The following is a 15,454-nucleotide window of genomic DNA, read 5'->3' on the forward strand; positions in this document are numbered from 1 at the left end:
ATTCTTGTTCTCTACTTTCTTTTCTGGTTCCCAATGCACGAATCGAACGAGCATTTACAAACCCTGACAGAGATTCGCGGCCTGATGGAGCGGTCTTCCAAATTTCTGTCCTTAAGCGGTTTATCGGGCGTATCGGCCGGTGTGATTGCGCTGGCGGGTGCAGCTGTTGTTCATCTTCGCCTACGTACTGACTGGTTTTCGCTGATCAACTACCAGCGGCTGGAGTTATACGATAGTGCAACTCACCGGCAGATTCAGCAGTTTCTACTTTTAGTTGGTGTTACGGTGCTAACGCTGGCGTTGATCTCCGGTACGTATTTTACCGTTCGCAAAGCGCGTCGGCAAGGGCTTGGTATCTGGAACACGGCTTCCCAGCGGCTGGCCTGGGCACTGGCAGTACCTTTGGTAGTGGGCGGTCTGTTTTGCCTGGCGTTGTTTTACTACCAGCTAATTTGGCTGACGTTTCCGGCAACGCTTATTTTTTACGGCTTAGCCTTGCTGAACGGTAGTAAGTACACAATCCGTGATGTCGAGTCACTGGGCTACTGTGAGGTAATCCTAGGGCTTATTGCTCTATTCTGGCCTGGTAATAACCTCCTCGCCTGGGCACTCGGCTTTGGCGTACTGCACATTGCGTACGGCTTGGCGATGTACTATAAATACGAACAAAATACCGCATGAGAGACCTGCTTCTTCATTTTAATAAAGCCTTCGAAAGCAAAGCACGGCTCAATATCATGTCGGTTCTGATGGTCAATGACTCTATGAGTTTTAACGCGCTGAAGGAACTCCTTGGTCTTACCGATGGCAACCTGTCAACCCACCTGCGGGCGTTGGAAGAGTCGGGCTATGTACTGATCCAGAAACAATTTGTGGGCCGTAAACCGAATACAACCTACTCGGCAACCGACCTAGGGCGACAGGCCTTCACCGATCACCTGAACGCCCTCGAAGAGTTTATCAAGAATCTGTAATCTCTGTTCCCTCTTTCTCGCTAGCTGACAGCAGAGCCGTTTTTTAACGAGCCGGATAGGCCGTTTAGCTCACTAATTCATTTTTACTTTACAAAACAAAGTACTTTATGATACTTAATAATGAATCGTCTACACTATCACCCGATCAGGTCAAGCCTATCGATACGTCAGAGCCCCCCATATCGTGGAGCGATTTCTGCTCTCGGATAGCCGAGCCCTTCCAAAACCGTGTGCTCAAAACCGGTCTGATCCTGCTCACGTTTTCGGTCGTGGTCTATGCCCTATTTGAGTTAGTTGCGGATCGGGCTCGAGTTCGGGACACGGATTTTTTACTATTCATGTTTCGCTACGCACTCACGGTATCTTTTTCTATAATTCTGATTGCTCATGGCCTCTTCCGGTGGCGTTCGGCTACGTACGCAGCTATGCGCCCGGCTCGCTGGGTTGGTCTGGTCCTTTGGCTGATCAGCGCTTTTGCGCTAAATCGGAGCTTCCTGATTTTTCAGCAATCGACCGAGTGGCTTTGCTGGGCGATTGTGCTGGCGGCTGCTTCGGTAGCCGCCTATGGCTGGCGAGATATACTACCTATCCGGGGCCGACAGGTTCTTTATGCAGCCCTAGCCATCAGCTGGTGTCTATTTACCTACCAGGCCATCTACCTTGTGGAACTGTACCCAACCAGTACAATAGTGGCAGTCGTACTGGGAATTTCCCTGCACACCTTCATTCCGCTGGCTCTATCGATCGTTGTTGGCAAACGGCTCTGGCATGATGCCCAGCAAGAACCGTATCTCCGCCCGTGGATTCGTTTGGGTCTGTTAGTGCCCTTGATTGCCATTGGTTTGTTTCTTGTAGGTTGGAAAATAGCCGTAAACCGCGTCGATAAAGCTCGTATGTACGCAGCAACCCGTCGTACTACCGACCTGCCAGACTGGGTACTGGCCGCGCAGCAACTCGAAAACAACTGGCTGACGAACCGTCTGCTACGCAGTGGGCGGGTGTATGATAAAGGCCGCTTTTTTGACGGATCAGGCTGGGGGATGGGAAATTTAAGCGCTCAAGACGACACCAAACAGCATGATCCACTGGTGGTTATTGCCTCCCGCCTATTTCCACTCAGCAACACATCCGACGATGAACAGCTTAAACTACTACGGGTAATCAGCAATGAGCAACATGGTACCGAAGAAAAGTTTTGGACAGGACGACATCTGAGCGTTAAAGACATCGTTTCGCAGGTGCGTATCTGGCCACAGTTTCGGCTGAGCTACGCCGAAAAAACGATTCGCATCCGGAATCAGCAGCGATTCGGCTCCGAGGAAGCGCTGTTTACGTTTCATCTGCCAGCAGGGTCCGTTGTCTCATCCATGTCATTGTGGGTAAACGGCAAGGAAGAACCCGCCCGGCTGACAACGGTGGCAAAAGCCGACTCCGCCTACCGAACGGTCGTGAATGTTGAGTCGAAGGTCCGTACCCGTGACCCATCGGTGGTGTACTGGCAGGAAGGTAATCGCGTCACCGTCCGTGTGTTTCCGTGTCAGGCCAGCGAAGATCGACGAGTCAAGCTGGGCATTACGTCGCCATTACGTTTTGAGGAAGGCGAATTAATTTATCAGAATCCTTATTTCGAAGGGCCTGATGCCAGTTCGTCAGATGAACTCGTACACATTGACTTTGCCGAATAGCCGGCTGACCTGGACTCCCCCTGGCTGTTTGACCGACTTACGGGCAATACACTTACCCACGAAGGGACCTACGATCCCGACTGGCAGCTACGCTTCAAAGCCCCACCCATTTCCTCGGAGTCGTTCGTCTTGGACGGACGGGCTTATCAGATGGCGCGTTTTCAGCCGGACAGCGAGCGTTTTGTGCCAACCGACGTTTATCTGGACCTGAACAAAGCCTGGAAGAAGCACGAGTTCACGACCGCTTTCTGGATAGCCAAGCAACAATATAACTGTCGGGTGTGGGTCTTCGATGATGGACTCCGGCAACTGGACTCCGCCAGCCTGGATGCTACGTACCAGCAGCTGGCCAGTCAGCGTTTCAGTCTCTTCCCAATTTATCAAATTGCTCACCCGGCTACGGCGTTGCTCATCACCAAAGGCACTCCGTCATCACTGTCATTGAGCGATTTGAAGAACAGTACGTTTGCTGACCGGACGAAGCAGATGGGGTCCCAGTCGACGCCAATCCGCACGTTCTGTTACGGCAATCAGTTGTCAACTTATTTAAAAACGCTGGCCGAGTTGCAGGTTCTCAACGTAACGCAGGGGAACACCTGCACGCTGATCCATGATGTGGCCATAAAGCACCAGTTCCCCCGCCAGCCCAATCGCCCAGACCAAATTGCGTTATTGGATGCGCAGGTCAGCATCCGGACAATGCCTTCACCAGTACGTTCAGGCAAGGAGGTTCAGCAGGCGGGTATTGGTCAGCAAGCCAGCGCCCCCGATCACCTGGCGCGGCTGTTCCTCTACAATCATTTGTTAGGGCGAATTGGTCGGAATTATTTTACCAATACGCACAAAACACCCACCCTGATCGAGGAAGCGCAGCAGGCGCACGTGGTCTCTCCCCTCTCCAGCCTGATCGTACTCGAAACACAACGAGATTATGAACGCTTCGGCATTCATAAAGACAAAAATGGGCTCGATAACGCTACGTTGAAAAAAGACGGAGCTGTCCCTGAACCGCACGAGTGGGCTATGTTGCTGATGATTGTCATGCTGGTGGGCTGGCTAATTATTCAGAAACGACGTAGTACGCCAGCTGCCTCCAATCGTTGATACTTCCCGCTTCTATTCCACTATGACCATTTCGTTCGATCTGACAACCGCCCTGTCCGTAGCGCTCGTCCTCTTTGTTCTGGTGCAAAAAAGTAGCCGGAACCGCTGGGCAGGGCGGTTGATAACCCTACTTCTCCTTTCGCCCGGTCTGCGTTATTTATCCGCGCTTTTTACGTTTCCTATCCGACTAAAGCTGAGTGCCTGGGCCGGACTGTTGCTGCGGGCAGCGGGGCTAAACGTTGAGACAGTAGGTAATGCAATCATTCGCCAAACCGCAACGGGCTCGGTTGAGATGGCCGTCGATCCCGCCTGTATGGGCTTGCAGATGACGGGGGTTTCGCTGCTAGTAGCCTTGTTTTTTCTCATCTGGCAGGAGCAACAAACTCAGAGGGCAGTGCCAGCGCCCTGGATAATAGGCTACAGCCTAACAGCTTTCGGAATAACCATTCTAAGCAACCTATTTCGGATTTTGTTACTGGTCGTGTTCGGCGCTATGCCCGGCACGGTTTCTCATGAATTGATCGGCTTAGTCTGCCTGGCGGCTTACACCTGGCTACCCACCTGGTTTCTGGCAAAAGCGCTGGTATATCGATTTAGCCAGCCCGTTGGCGTGTCGGCGACTACACTGTGGCAACGGGCGTGGGGAGTTGGCGTGTTGACGATTGGTTGCGTGACCATGTTCCTGGCCGCTCGTCCCGCCGACCAGCGCAGGCTACACCCTGCTGACCACCTTAATCCGGCCGGTTATGCTCCAAAGCAACTGACCGAAGGTATTATTCAATTAGCCAAACCTGGTGTTCTCGTTTACTTAAAACCCCAGACCGATTGGTTCAGCGTGGGTCACAGCCCGGTAGCCTGCTGGACCGGCAGTGGTTACGAACTCCGGCAGGTTCGGGAAACAAGAATAAATGGCGTTCCGGTGTACGTAGGTCAGTTGAGGCAACCAGCTCGCGCCGGACAGACTCATGAACGAAACGTCTTGTATACAGCCTGGTGGTTCAGCAACGGATCGAGTATAACGACCAGCCAATTCGCCATGCGGAGCGACATGGTTCGCAACAATGCCGCTTACGTATTAGTCAATGTTACGGCTACCAGCCAGGCGTCACTGATTGACCAATTAGAGTACGTACTGGCTTCGGTGAAAAAGCCGCGGGTTTCGGCGTAACGACCAAGCTTCTTAACACGTGTAAACAAAAATCGGGGTGCCTGGTCACGTGTTACGTAACAGACACCCCGATTTTAAACTTGACTTAGCCGATTATGCCAACCGGTTGATGCAGTTCAAATCTTCGAACGCAACTTTCAGGCGCGCAACCATGCTTTCTTCACCCTTGCGCAGCCATACGCGTGGATCATAGTATTTTTTGTTCGGCGAATCTGGTCCTTCTGGGTTACCCAGCTGCGATTGCAGATAGCCTTCTTTCGATTTATAGTAATTCAGGATACCTTCCCAGGTTGACCATTGAACGTCGGTATCGATGTTCATTTTCACGGCACCGTACTGGATAGCCTCCCGGATTTCGGCGCGGGTTGAGCCCGATCCACCGTGGAATACGAAGCTGACAGGCAGCGGACCGGTACCGAACTTCTCCTGGATATGATCCTGCGAGTTTTTCAGGATGATCGGCGACAGTTTTACGTTACCTGGCTTGTACACGCCGTGTACGTTACCGAAAGCAGCCGCAATCGTGAAGTTCGGCGAAATTTTCTTCAGTTCTTCGTAAGCGTAAGCTACTTCCGAAGGCTGGGTGTATAGTTTCGAATCATCAACGTCCGAGTTATCGACACCATCTTCTTCGCCACCCGTTACGCCTAGCTCAATTTCCAGCGTCATGCCCATTTTGGCCATCCGCTCGAAGTATTTGCAGGAGATTTCGATGTTCTCTTCGATTGGCTCTTCGGACAAATCCAGCATGTGCGACGAGAACAGCGGCTTACCTGTTTTGTCGAAATGGCGTTCGCTGGCTTCCAGCAGACCGTCGATCCAGGGCAGAAGTTTCTTGGCACAGTGGTCAGTATGCAGAATAACGGGAACTCCGTACAATTCGGCTACGGTATGTACGTGCTGCGCGCCCGACACCGAACCAGCAATGGCTGCCTGTTGCTTGTCGTTCGGCAGGCTTTTACCCGCGTAAAAAATACCGCCACCGTTCGAAAACTGAACAATTACCGGCGAATTAACAGCCTTAGCCGCTTCCAGAACCGCGTTAACAGAATCAGTTCCAACAACGTTGACCGCCGGGAGGGCGTAATCGTTTTCGTTGGCATGACGGAAAATATCAGAAACGCCATCGCCAGTAATGACGCCGGGGGCGAATCGGGTTGCTACTTCGCTCATAAGTGTTATAGAAAAACGGTTTTATTGATTATCAAGAGGGGGACATTGACCGTCAATCCCTTTCAGCCGGTAAAGTTGGGGATATTATGGAATTAATGCTACTGTCTCTCTCCTCCCAAAACAACATTATGGCCGACTTCCGTTCTTCACTAGCCTGGTATATCAACCTGTTCCTCTAAATAATTTACGGTCTCGGCAAAGCCATAATTCGAAGCAGAATAGTTTGTATATTTATAATCAGGATGTTTTAGGTTCAACCTGCTTTGTCCTGCACTAAGGCTAATCAGACAGTGGTGGCATTTACGTCGCGTAAATCAGCCCCGAATTCATTGAGTCCGTTATGAAGCACGTTCTCCTATTACTCCTTCTGCTCGCAGGGCCGATGGCATTAGCACAGCTAACGCAGTCTATGCGCCTGGAAATGCCGGCAAACCCGAACGAAATCGAGTCGTTCGACGTAACACCGCTTGCCGAGCAGGGGGTGCTGGTCACGACCCAGACGGGAGGATTATTCTCAAACGCCCCCACTCAGTACCTCTACCAACGCCTGAACTGGAATCTGAAATTAATATGGTACAAAATCTATAAGCAGGATATCAAATACCGTCAGATTCAGGCATACCGCAACGAACAATATCTCTACCAGCTCTTTCGCGAATACGACACGAACAAGTATCAGTTCTTACGAATTCATCTCGATGATGGGACAATCGAAACGTTCGAAGGTGCCTTGCTTGAGCAGTTCGACATCCGCCAATTCAAGGTCATGGACAGCCAGGCATACATTGGTGGTGTTTACCACAATCGGCCTATCGTTATGGTTTTCTCCTTGTTTGATCGTTCGACGAAGGTATTGCCTGGGCTGTACGCCAATAATCTGGAACTAAGCAGTATAGAACTGGACGAAGCCCGCCGGGAGGTCAACGTATTGGTCCACTCCTCCAAGCGACGTTGTCAGTTTTCTATCCGGACGTATAATTACGATTCCCGACACCTGCGTACCATCGACTTCTCCGACGCTCAAAACAACCTTATTACCGGTAAACTTCTCCCCGTCAACGAACGCGAATCCCTGCTGGTTGGCAATTATTCCACCGATTGTACGCCCTACTCACAGGGTATCTACGTAACGCGTATTCACCACGATGAGCCCGCTACTGCCGCCGATGATGCGATCAAGGACATGAAGTTTATCGAGTTTTCGCAGCTTCAGAATTTCTTCAATTACATGAAACCCGAACGGCAGCAAAAAATACTGGCTCGGGCAAAACGTAAAAAGGAAGAAGGGAAAGATTACAAGTTCCGTTACCGACTGCTTGTCCACGATCTGCAGCCAACTCCCGACGGGCTGACGCTTGTTGCCGAAGTCTATTATCCGCAATACCGGGGCAGTACCTTAACGAATACAGCCTATGTGCGCGGAATGGACCGGTACGAAGGCTACCATTACACCCACGCCTTCGTTTGTGGATTTGATAAAACAGGCCAATTGTTGTGGGACAATTGCCTGCCGATTAAGCAGCTTCTCAGCCGGGATCTGACACAGATGGTTCAACTCTCCCAGCAGGGTGACCGTACGATTCTGGCTTATCCTAATGAGGGGGCTATCAACATGGAAGTGATTCAGGGCAACAAAATTCTGCGGGAAACGGAAAAGATCAAACTTGGTACCAGCCGGGAGAACGAGAAAGTGATGTTCTCTGCGCAGGACAACTTAATGGCCTGGTATGGGCGCCATTTTCTGGCCTTCGGTTTTCAGAAGATTACCTCCACTAATTATACAAATCCAAGAGAAGTCTTCTACCTGAATAAACTTACGTACGACCCGGATCAGCAGCCCAGCGGTACTGCTGATGCCTCTATCCGAAAAAGCGCCGGATCAGTGCGAGAATAATATTGAGGAGAATACTGACGATGATACACGTCACAATGGGAAAATAGAAGCCACCACCGTTTTTATTCTCGACCCGGATGTCGCCTGGTAGCCGCCCCAACCAACTTAGCTTATCACCGAAGAAGTAGACGATGCTTCCAATTAGTACGAGCGCCAGCCCCACCAAGAGAATGTATTTTCCAATTGCCGGATTCATCAGTTACACGTAACGGTTTCCATTAGCAACAGTGCTTGGTCGATTCCTGTTTCCATAAGGAGACAAGCTATGGCTAGACAGTGTATATCACTAAACCCGTTTTCTGCAATAAATACAATTTAATACAGCGCTGACTTGCTTTTTGCAAATAGTTTGCTTACTTTTGCACTAGATTTTACAAGCGACATCCGTCGCACTTCTGTTTCTCTCCTTTTTTACACGCTGAGTTGGGTCTGACAGAGTCCGGATGTATAGGATGGGTTTTCTGTGTGGACGCTCCTGCGGGAGCAACCGAGATTGAATTCTCGCGCGTGGGCTAATCGTCAAGTTGTTACGTAGTGCTTTCCCCTGGTTAGGTGGGGATCAGACCGTTAAATTGGGTGGTCGTTTGGGTACTCCGTCCGTTGGGCAATTTTCACAATACCGCGCTTTTACTCGCACACATATCTCGTCTTGCTTGGAGGGTTTCATGATTTATCTTTCCAATAATGCAAACGAACGAAACAAACATCGTTGACCAGGATATCGACCTGGCAACACCACAACAAGAAATTACTGTCCAGGCTGAGGACAACGCACCGGAAGTAGTAACGAGCCTCGTTGCTAACCCAAACCAAGTTCTTTTTTCTGATTTAAATATTTCGGAAGACCTGCTTCAGGCCGTTACCGAAATGGGCTTCGTTAGTCCATCGCCGATTCAGGCGGAAGCGATCCCGCCTATTCTGGCTGGTCGTGACGTAATTGGCCAGGCGCAGACGGGTACCGGTAAAACGGCTGCCTTTGGTATTCCAGCGCTTGACCTGATCGACGTACAGGATCGTGCTGTACAGGCGCTTATCCTTTGCCCAACCCGCGAACTGGCGCTACAAGTATCGGAAGAAATCCGGAAACTGGCGAAATACAAACGTGGTGTACGTATCGAAGCTATTTACGGTGGAGATTCCATTGAACGGCAGATCCGCTCGCTCAAAGGTGGTGTACACATTGTTATCGGTACACCAGGCCGCGTAATGGACCACATGGAGCGTAATACGCTTAAACTCGACCACGTTAAGATGATGATTCTTGACGAGGCTGATGAGATGCTGGACATGGGCTTCCGGGAAGATATCGAAAGCATTCTGGAAGAAATGCCCGAAGAGCGGCAGACGATTCTGTTCTCGGCGACGATGTCGAAGCCGATCATGCAGATCACCCAGAAATTCCAGAAAGATCCGGTGCTGGTGAAAGTCGTTAAGAAAGAATTGACGAACACCAATATCGAGCAGGTTTACTTTGAAGTAAAACCAAAAGCAAAAGTTGAGGTAATGTGCCGTCTGATCGACATGTACGACCTCAAACTAATGCTGGTCTTCTGTAACACAAAGCGGAAAGTTGACGAAATCGTTGAAGACCTACAGATTCGTGGTTACTCGGCCGAAGGCTTACACGGTGACCTGCGTCAGGCGCAGCGGAACAACGTAATGAGCAAGTTCCGGGCCGGTACGACCAGTATCCTGGTCGCTACGGACGTAGCCGCTCGGGGTATTGATGTAGACGACGTGGATGCCGTTATCAACTTCGACATCCCACTCGACGAAGAATATTACGTACACCGGATTGGCCGGACGGGCCGCGCTGGCAAATCAGGCCGGGCGTTCTCGATGGTTGGTCGCGACGAAAAATATCGTTTCCGCGAAATCCAGTCGTATACCAAAGTGAAAGTTGAAAAAGGCGTTATTCCTTCCTTCGAAGATATCGTTGGAGTTCGGAAAGCCCGCTTCATCGAACAACTGAAACAAACGGTTCAGGATAGCTCGGATCTGAACCTGTACGATGATATCCTGACACAACTGCACCACGCTGGCCTGTCGACCGAACAGGTTGTAGCCGCGCTGGTAAAACGCAGTATGGGTCTGGAGAAAAATGAATTCGCCGATCAGAACCTGGGTCTGGAAGATGACCGTCGTCGTGAGCGGGGTGGCGAACGTAACGATCGCTTCGGTGGCCGTTCGGATGATCGCCGTGGCTCGACGGGTTCACGCTTTGGCGACCGTGATGGTCGTGGCGAAGGCCGTTTCGACCGGGGTGGTTCGCGTTTCGGTCGGAACGAAGGTTCGGACCGGGGTGGTAACCGCTTTGGCGACCGTGAGCGGGGTGGTGACCGCAATTTTGCCCCCCGTGATGGTGGCCGTGGTGAAGGACAAGGAAAATACGTTGACCGCGATAACCAACGCGCTCCTCGCGAACGGGATGCAAACATGACGCGTCTGATGGTAAGCATCGGCCGTCGGGATTACGTTCGTCCGGGCGATATCGTGGGCGCTATTGCTGGTGAAGCCAACATTCCAGGCAACACCATCGGCAGCATCGACATCTTCGACAAATTCACGTACGTTGACGTACCGAAAGATATCGCCAACCGCGTTGTTGACGCCATGGAAGGTAACACCATCAAAGGTCGTCGCGTAAATATTGAAGTTGCCCGCTAAGGGTGACTCGGTAAAAGTCGTTCAGCGATAATAAAGAAGGCCCCGACAGCGAACTGTCGGGGCCTTCTTACGTTAAAAATTTTCAGCTCCTATTCTTCGTAATAATAGCCAAAGATAATTCCCATCTCATCTTCGCTTGTTAGTCCGAACGAGACAGCTTTCGAAGTCGTATTATTATACGTAATCTCCGAAGTCAATCCCTCTCCTTTCTGAAGAATAATTGGTGTTTTGAACGTAATAATATCAGGATGTGCCCAATCGGTTGACGTGTACACAACCTCACCATCCCGCGAGCCACCTTTGATTTTGATGACAAACTTCTCACCCAGCTTGTGCATGTGTGAGGTTAACGCCAAGACTTTAGTCAGCTTATTCCTCGTAAAGGATCTTGTCATCGTTACCCGACTATTAGCGGGAATAGCAAGATTAGTGTTACTCAAATTAAGGGTCTGAACGACATGCTTCACCGTCGACGCGTCGACGGTGTATAGGTTAATCTGAGCCTCTCCTTTTGTGGTTGTATTGGTCTTATTCACGTAGTGCGAATTCAGATCAAGCGACATTCCAGCGGGGAGCAGCAGCGCTGTTCCTTCAGGAAAGGTATAATCCTGGTACTGTGCCTGCGAACCAGCCAAGTAGATATGGTTCGACATACTCAGCGCTGTTATCCAGTTAAGTGTATTATCGGAGTTACGTAAATCCCGAATGTCGTTCAGGTTGGGAAGTATATTTTTGTCATTAAAATCATAGGCCACAAAGTGATGACTTCCCGACCGCATGTTGATTTCAAATCGATTCACATATACATCCTTCGTGTTACCTACTAACCGACGAGTAAACAGCTCCCGCTCGAAAGTTGGCGCTACGTCGAATAAGGGTATAGCGAGTTGAAATCCCTTTCCTGTAGCCGGCACAGGCAACGCTTCGTACGTAGCCTCCGTCATCTTTGTGCTACTCAGCAGAGTCATATCAGCAACCGTTCCGGTTTTAGGAGCACCTGCATCAATCCAGCGCCGAATAAACTCGATTTTTCCATCGGACAGTGGCTGCCCTCCTAACGGCATCAGATTGCCATATTGCTTGCCTGTATGGTGGCTAGCCAGCGAATTGAGCTTATGATACAGTAGGCTCTCTATCGAAGCGAAAGCCCTGACGCGTTTCAGCCCATCGGCTTTGGCGCTACTGTTTTTAGGATCGACCTCGACCAGATTCTGGTAAGCTAGTCCTGCGGCTAGAACTAACCCATGCTGAGCAAAACTAGCGTCCTTCTCGGATGCATGACAGCCCGATGTCGCACAGGAAGGCGTTAGGATTTTTTGCTGAATAAGCTCAAAAGTGGCAGCTGCCTCAGGTTCCTCCTGCGCAACTTCATTTTTTTGGCAACCTGCCAGCTGAGTTAGTATGGCGACTAAAGAAAGGATCACCAATAAATTCTTGTAAACCAGAATCTTCATACACGACAAGACTGCTAGAACGGACACAGAAAGGTAACGAAAACTTAGCTTTTTCTGGTAAGAAATACTCACTTAAAAGCGAAGTATGAAATCCTGACGAGGTTGCTCCTGGCGAAAGAATACGAGTCCGACCCAGAATAGATCAACTGTTACAGTAACAGCGGGATGCGCTTTTATATATTGCCAGGCCTGCTCCATCTCAGCCGACCAGTGAATATCGTCAAAAACGAAAATCGTATCATTTTGAATATTCGTGAGGCAGGTCTCGAAATAACGTATCGTTGGCTCGTAGCGGTGATTAGCATCAAAGAAAACGAAGTCGAGGGGCGGCAGTGAACTGACCTGCTCCACCAACGTTTCATCCAGATTCCCGACAACGATGGTCACGTTCTGAATTTTTAGCTGGTCGAAATTCTGCTGCGCCACGGCGGCCGTTTGTGGACAGCCTTCGAACGTAATAACTCGTCCGCCCGTGTTTTTTGCAGCTTCGGACAGGTGAGCTGTCGTAACGCCCAGCGATGTTCCTAAATCTAGAATAGTCCGGGCTTGAGCCCGACGGATCAGCCGGTATAGTAGACGCCCAAAGCGGGCTGGTTTCTGCGAGTTCCTGGCAATATCCTGAATCGTTCGCTGCCGGGATGCATTCACTTTCGATCCCGCACCCAAATCAGTAATATCAACCAGTTGGGTATTTCGACGCAGTTCTTTCCGTAACTGTCGGATAGGACGAAACACCTGTTCGCGCCGGTTATCCGTTCGAATCGTGTTCGTGTACAGTGAAAACAAAAAAGGGGAATGCAGCGAATGCTCGTCGCGGGCGCGACACAAGTATCGCAGGTAAGCGGAAATCAACAATTAATTCAGTTTATACGGAACAATCATCGTGAACTCAGGGATGTTCACGCGCACCTGTTTCCCGTCAATGATACGTTCAACCAGGTAGGTACCAGCCATTTTACCCATGCTAGACCGCAGGTTGCAGCCCGATACGTATTCATGGACTTCCCCCGGCTCCAGAACAGGCTGCTGCCCGACCACACCTTCTCCTTCGACTTCCCGAACGGTGCCGTTGGAATCGAAGATCATCCAGTGTCGACGAAGCACCTGGATGGTGTACTCGCTGGAGTTCTCGATAGTTATTCGGTAGGTAAACACGTAATGCGCTTGAAGCGGACTTGAGTAATCCGATTGATACTCAGTCTTTACGCTAACTTTTACGCCCTCTGTGACTGACGAAACCATATATTTAGTGTCGTTTGGCAACCTTAGAACGAAAATTAGGTTGATTAGTTTTGTTACGCAAGAACCGGTCTCAAAATATTTTATTCGAGATTGTATCCAGCATCTGTAGGCCTATAATGCCATTTTAATCTTATCAGTTCCATCCATGAATGTATCTATCGCTGAATCGTGGCAAACACGGTTGCAGCCTGAGTTCGATAAGCCTTATTTCCGCGAATTGGCCGAATTTCTCCGGCAAGAGTACAGCACGCAGCGCGTCTACCCACCCGGACGGTTAATTTTCAACGCCTTTAACACGTGTAGTTTTGATGACACGCGCGTAGTGATTCTAGGACAGGATCCGTACCACGGCGAGGGCCAGGCCAATGGGCTCGCGTTCTCCGTAGCCGACGGTATTACCAAGCCACCGTCCCTGGTCAATATTTTTAAAGAAATTCAGGACGATCTGGGTAAACCCGTCCCCAAGTCAGGTAATCTTGAACGCTGGGCAAATCAGGGTGTTATGCTTCTTAATTCGACCCTGACCGTTCGGGCGGGACAGGCGGGTTCACACCAGGGCAAAGGCTGGGAGACTTTTACGGATACCGTTATTAAGCTCATTTCCGACGAGAAGCAGCACGTCGTTTTCATGCTCTGGGGGGCATACGCCCAGAAGAAAGGTGCGGTAATTGATAACAAAAAACACCTTGTCCTCAAGTCCAAACACCCCTCTCCTATGGCCGCTCAATGGGGTGGCTGGTTCGGCAATAAACACTTTAGCCAGGCAAATGAGTACCTGGCTAGTAAAGGGCTTCCGCCGATAGAATGGTAGGGATATAATGCGTAGAGACGCAAAATTTTGCGTCTCTACAACCTACAGTCGTTTTAATCAATCGTCCGGAACAGGCGATTCCAGCGAATCTTGTTCCAGATGTTGGCTGGGTTTGGATCAAGTGACATCCAGACAAATACGGCTTTACCAACAATATGATCCTCGGGCACAAAGCCCCAGAAACGGGAATCGAGCGAGTTATCCCGATTATCCCCCATCATAAAGTAATAATCCTGCTTGAATGTGTACGACGTAATAGGCTTGCCACCAACAGTAATGCTCGTTGGCGTCACCGTTACGTTCTCATTGCCTTCGTATAGCTCAATTACCGGGCCGTACAGCGCGATCGTCTGTGCATTAATGGAAATTGTCGCTCCCTTTTTAGGAACCGTAATCGGACCGAAGTTATCGTGGTTCCACTTAAAGGTTGGCGTTCCATAAACCCCCGGCGACATTTCGCCCGGCTTATCCATCATCGGTTCAACGCCTTTTACCCAACTAAAACCTTTGAACTGGTCAATAACAGCCTTTGTCGTGTTGACGCTATAGCCGACCATCGTAGATGATTTCGTAGAGTCGTTATACTGCTCCAGCGGTTTCCAGTTTTCGGTGGGTTGGCTTGGATCGCGGTAGTCGTTGACAATGTCATACTTCCGGAAGAAGTTGGCGTCCAGTACTTCCGTCGTTTTGATGAAATACCGCTGTTCTGATCGGGGGGGCGCCGGAAAAGGTTTTCCGTTGATGAATACTTCCCGCTCCCGAACTTCCAGTACATCACCAGGGATCCCAATGCACCGTTTGATGTAGTTCGTCTTCAGGTCGACGGGGTAGTCAATATTCTCGTTCAGGTATTTAGGCGGTACGTTAAAGACGACCACATCCCCATTTTTAACGTGCGTAAAACCAGGCAGCCGGTAAGAGGGCAGCTGAATAGCCGTGCTGTAGGACGGAATGTTCGTTCCCCATATTTTCTGATGCGTCAGCGGAACCTGCAACGGCGTCCGGGGCGTCCGGGTGCCGTAATGCAATTTGCTTACGAACAGAAAATCGCCGACCATCAGACTATTTTCCATGGATGGAGTCGGAATGGTGAACGCTTCCATAAACAGCCAGCGGATCAACGTAGCGGCTACGACGGCAAACAAAACAGAATCGAACCACTCACGAATGGGCGACTTTTTGGGTTTAGCCGATCTGGTTGCGGCTTTCGTGCTTATTTCAGACACAGGAACTTCGTTAGAAAATGAGTACTCGTTACTACTTGACAGCGGCTTTATCCGAT

At 50.2% G+C, this 15,454-nt stretch carries 12 protein-coding genes and 1 pseudogene; 7 read left to right on the top strand and 6 right to left on the bottom strand.

Annotated elements, in window-relative coordinates; translation table 11 throughout:
• Positions 1 to 33: 33 nt before the first annotated feature.
• The 4 genes and pseudogenes from ACYVAD_RS01330 to xrtN all read left to right on the top strand — a co-directional run bounded on the left by ACYVAD_RS01330 (position 34) and on the right by xrtN (position 4,931).
• A complete protein-coding gene (locus ACYVAD_RS01330; protein WP_461137664.1) occupies positions 34 to 681 on the top strand; it encodes a hypothetical protein in 648 nt (215 codons plus the stop codon).
• Entirely contained in the window at positions 678 to 974 is a 297-nt protein-coding gene (locus tag ACYVAD_RS01335) for a winged helix-turn-helix domain-containing protein (protein ID WP_461137665.1), read from the top strand. The genes ACYVAD_RS01330 and ACYVAD_RS01335 overlap by 4 nt, the downstream gene beginning before the upstream one ends.
• Positions 975 to 1,081: 107 nt before the next feature.
• Positions 1,082 to 3,763, top strand: a pseudogene (locus ACYVAD_RS01340) (XrtN system VIT domain-containing protein).
• 22 nt (positions 3,764 to 3,785) lie between these two features.
• The gene (gene xrtN, locus ACYVAD_RS01345) at positions 3,786 to 4,931 is read left to right on the top strand and encodes an exosortase N (RefSeq protein ID WP_461137666.1); all 1,146 of its coding nucleotides are present in this window, start codon (positions 3,786 to 3,788) and stop codon (positions 4,929 to 4,931) included.
• Positions 4,932 to 5,024: 93 nt separating this feature from the next.
• Here the strand turns inward: xrtN and fbaA are convergent, their stop codons facing one another.
• Positions 5,025 to 6,104 (bottom strand): class II fructose-bisphosphate aldolase, encoded by a 1,080-nt coding sequence (gene fbaA, locus ACYVAD_RS01350; RefSeq protein ID WP_461137667.1) that lies wholly within the window; start codon positions 6,102 to 6,104, stop codon positions 5,025 to 5,027.
• 340 nt (positions 6,105 to 6,444) lie between these two features.
• Here fbaA and ACYVAD_RS01355 point away from each other — a divergent pair, with 340 nt between their 5' ends.
• Positions 6,445 to 7,998 carry a hypothetical protein gene (locus ACYVAD_RS01355; protein ID WP_461137668.1) on the top strand — a complete coding sequence of 518 codons (1,554 nt, stop codon included), beginning with the start codon at positions 6,445 to 6,447 and terminating at the stop codon, positions 7,996 to 7,998.
• Here the strand turns inward: ACYVAD_RS01355 and ACYVAD_RS01360 are convergent.
• Positions 7,964 to 8,194, bottom strand: coding sequence for a DUF2905 domain-containing protein (locus tag ACYVAD_RS01360; protein ID WP_461137669.1), 231 nt, complete (start codon positions 8,192 to 8,194; stop codon positions 7,964 to 7,966). The two genes, ACYVAD_RS01355 and ACYVAD_RS01360, sit on opposite strands and share 35 nt — an antisense overlap.
• A 488-nt stretch (positions 8,195 to 8,682) precedes the next feature.
• Here ACYVAD_RS01360 and ACYVAD_RS01365 point away from each other — a divergent pair, with 488 nt between their 5' ends.
• Entirely contained in the window at positions 8,683 to 10,665 is a 1,983-nt protein-coding gene (locus ACYVAD_RS01365) for a DEAD/DEAH box helicase (RefSeq protein WP_461137670.1), read from the top strand.
• Between the two features lie 89 nt (positions 10,666 to 10,754).
• On the opposite strand, the gene ACYVAD_RS01370 is transcribed toward ACYVAD_RS01365, so the two are convergent.
• The 3 genes from ACYVAD_RS01370 to apaG all read right to left on the bottom strand — a co-directional run bounded on the left by ACYVAD_RS01370 (position 10,755) and on the right by apaG (position 13,361).
• On the bottom strand, positions 10,755 to 12,119 hold the full coding sequence (locus ACYVAD_RS01370) for a monooxygenase (protein ID WP_461137671.1): 1,365 nt from the start codon (positions 12,117 to 12,119) through the stop codon (positions 10,755 to 10,757).
• A 72-nt stretch (positions 12,120 to 12,191) separates the two neighbouring features.
• Positions 12,192 to 12,971, bottom strand: coding sequence for an O-methyltransferase (locus ACYVAD_RS01375; protein WP_461137672.1), 780 nt, complete (start codon positions 12,969 to 12,971; stop codon positions 12,192 to 12,194).
• A 3-nt stretch (positions 12,972 to 12,974) separates the two neighbouring features.
• Positions 12,975 to 13,361, bottom strand: a complete 387-nt coding sequence (gene apaG, locus ACYVAD_RS01380; protein WP_461137673.1) for a Co2+/Mg2+ efflux protein ApaG — start codon at positions 13,359 to 13,361, stop codon at positions 12,975 to 12,977.
• 145 nt (positions 13,362 to 13,506) lie between these two features.
• Here apaG and ung point away from each other — a divergent pair, with 145 nt between their 5' ends.
• Positions 13,507 to 14,172 carry a uracil-DNA glycosylase gene (gene ung / locus ACYVAD_RS01385; protein WP_461137674.1) on the top strand — a complete coding sequence of 222 codons (666 nt, stop codon included), beginning with the start codon at positions 13,507 to 13,509 and terminating at the stop codon, positions 14,170 to 14,172.
• A gap of 53 nt (positions 14,173 to 14,225) precedes the next feature.
• Here ung and lepB read toward each other — a convergent pair whose 3' ends face one another.
• Positions 14,226 to 15,398, bottom strand: coding sequence for a signal peptidase I (gene lepB / locus ACYVAD_RS01390; protein WP_461137675.1), 1,173 nt, complete (start codon positions 15,396 to 15,398; stop codon positions 14,226 to 14,228).
• Positions 15,399 to 15,454: the final 56 nt, after the last annotated feature.

Source organism: Spirosoma pomorum (assembly GCF_054776615.1).

Coding starts and splice junctions, on each gene's coding strand:
- fbaA (WP_461137667.1), bottom strand. CDS start 6,104: ATGAGCGAAGTAGCAACCCGATTCGCCCCCGGCGTCATTACTGGCGAT.
- ACYVAD_RS01355 (WP_461137668.1), top strand. CDS start 6,445: ATGAAGCACGTTCTCCTATTACTCCTTCTGCTCGCAGGGCCGATGGCA.
- ACYVAD_RS01365 (WP_461137670.1), top strand. CDS start 8,683: ATGCAAACGAACGAAACAAACATCGTTGACCAGGATATCGACCTGGCA.
- ACYVAD_RS01370 (WP_461137671.1), bottom strand. CDS start 12,119: ATGAAGATTCTGGTTTACAAGAATTTATTGGTGATCCTTTCTTTAGTC.
- ung (WP_461137674.1), top strand. CDS start 13,507: ATGAATGTATCTATCGCTGAATCGTGGCAAACACGGTTGCAGCCTGAG.
- xrtN (WP_461137666.1), top strand. CDS start 3,786: ATGACCATTTCGTTCGATCTGACAACCGCCCTGTCCGTAGCGCTCGTC.
- ACYVAD_RS01335 (WP_461137665.1), top strand. CDS start 678: ATGAGAGACCTGCTTCTTCATTTTAATAAAGCCTTCGAAAGCAAAGCA.
- ACYVAD_RS01360 (WP_461137669.1), bottom strand. CDS start 8,194: ATGAATCCGGCAATTGGAAAATACATTCTCTTGGTGGGGCTGGCGCTC.
- apaG (WP_461137673.1), bottom strand. CDS start 13,361: ATGGTTTCGTCAGTCACAGAGGGCGTAAAAGTTAGCGTAAAGACTGAG.
- ACYVAD_RS01330 (WP_461137664.1), top strand. CDS start 34: ATGCACGAATCGAACGAGCATTTACAAACCCTGACAGAGATTCGCGGC.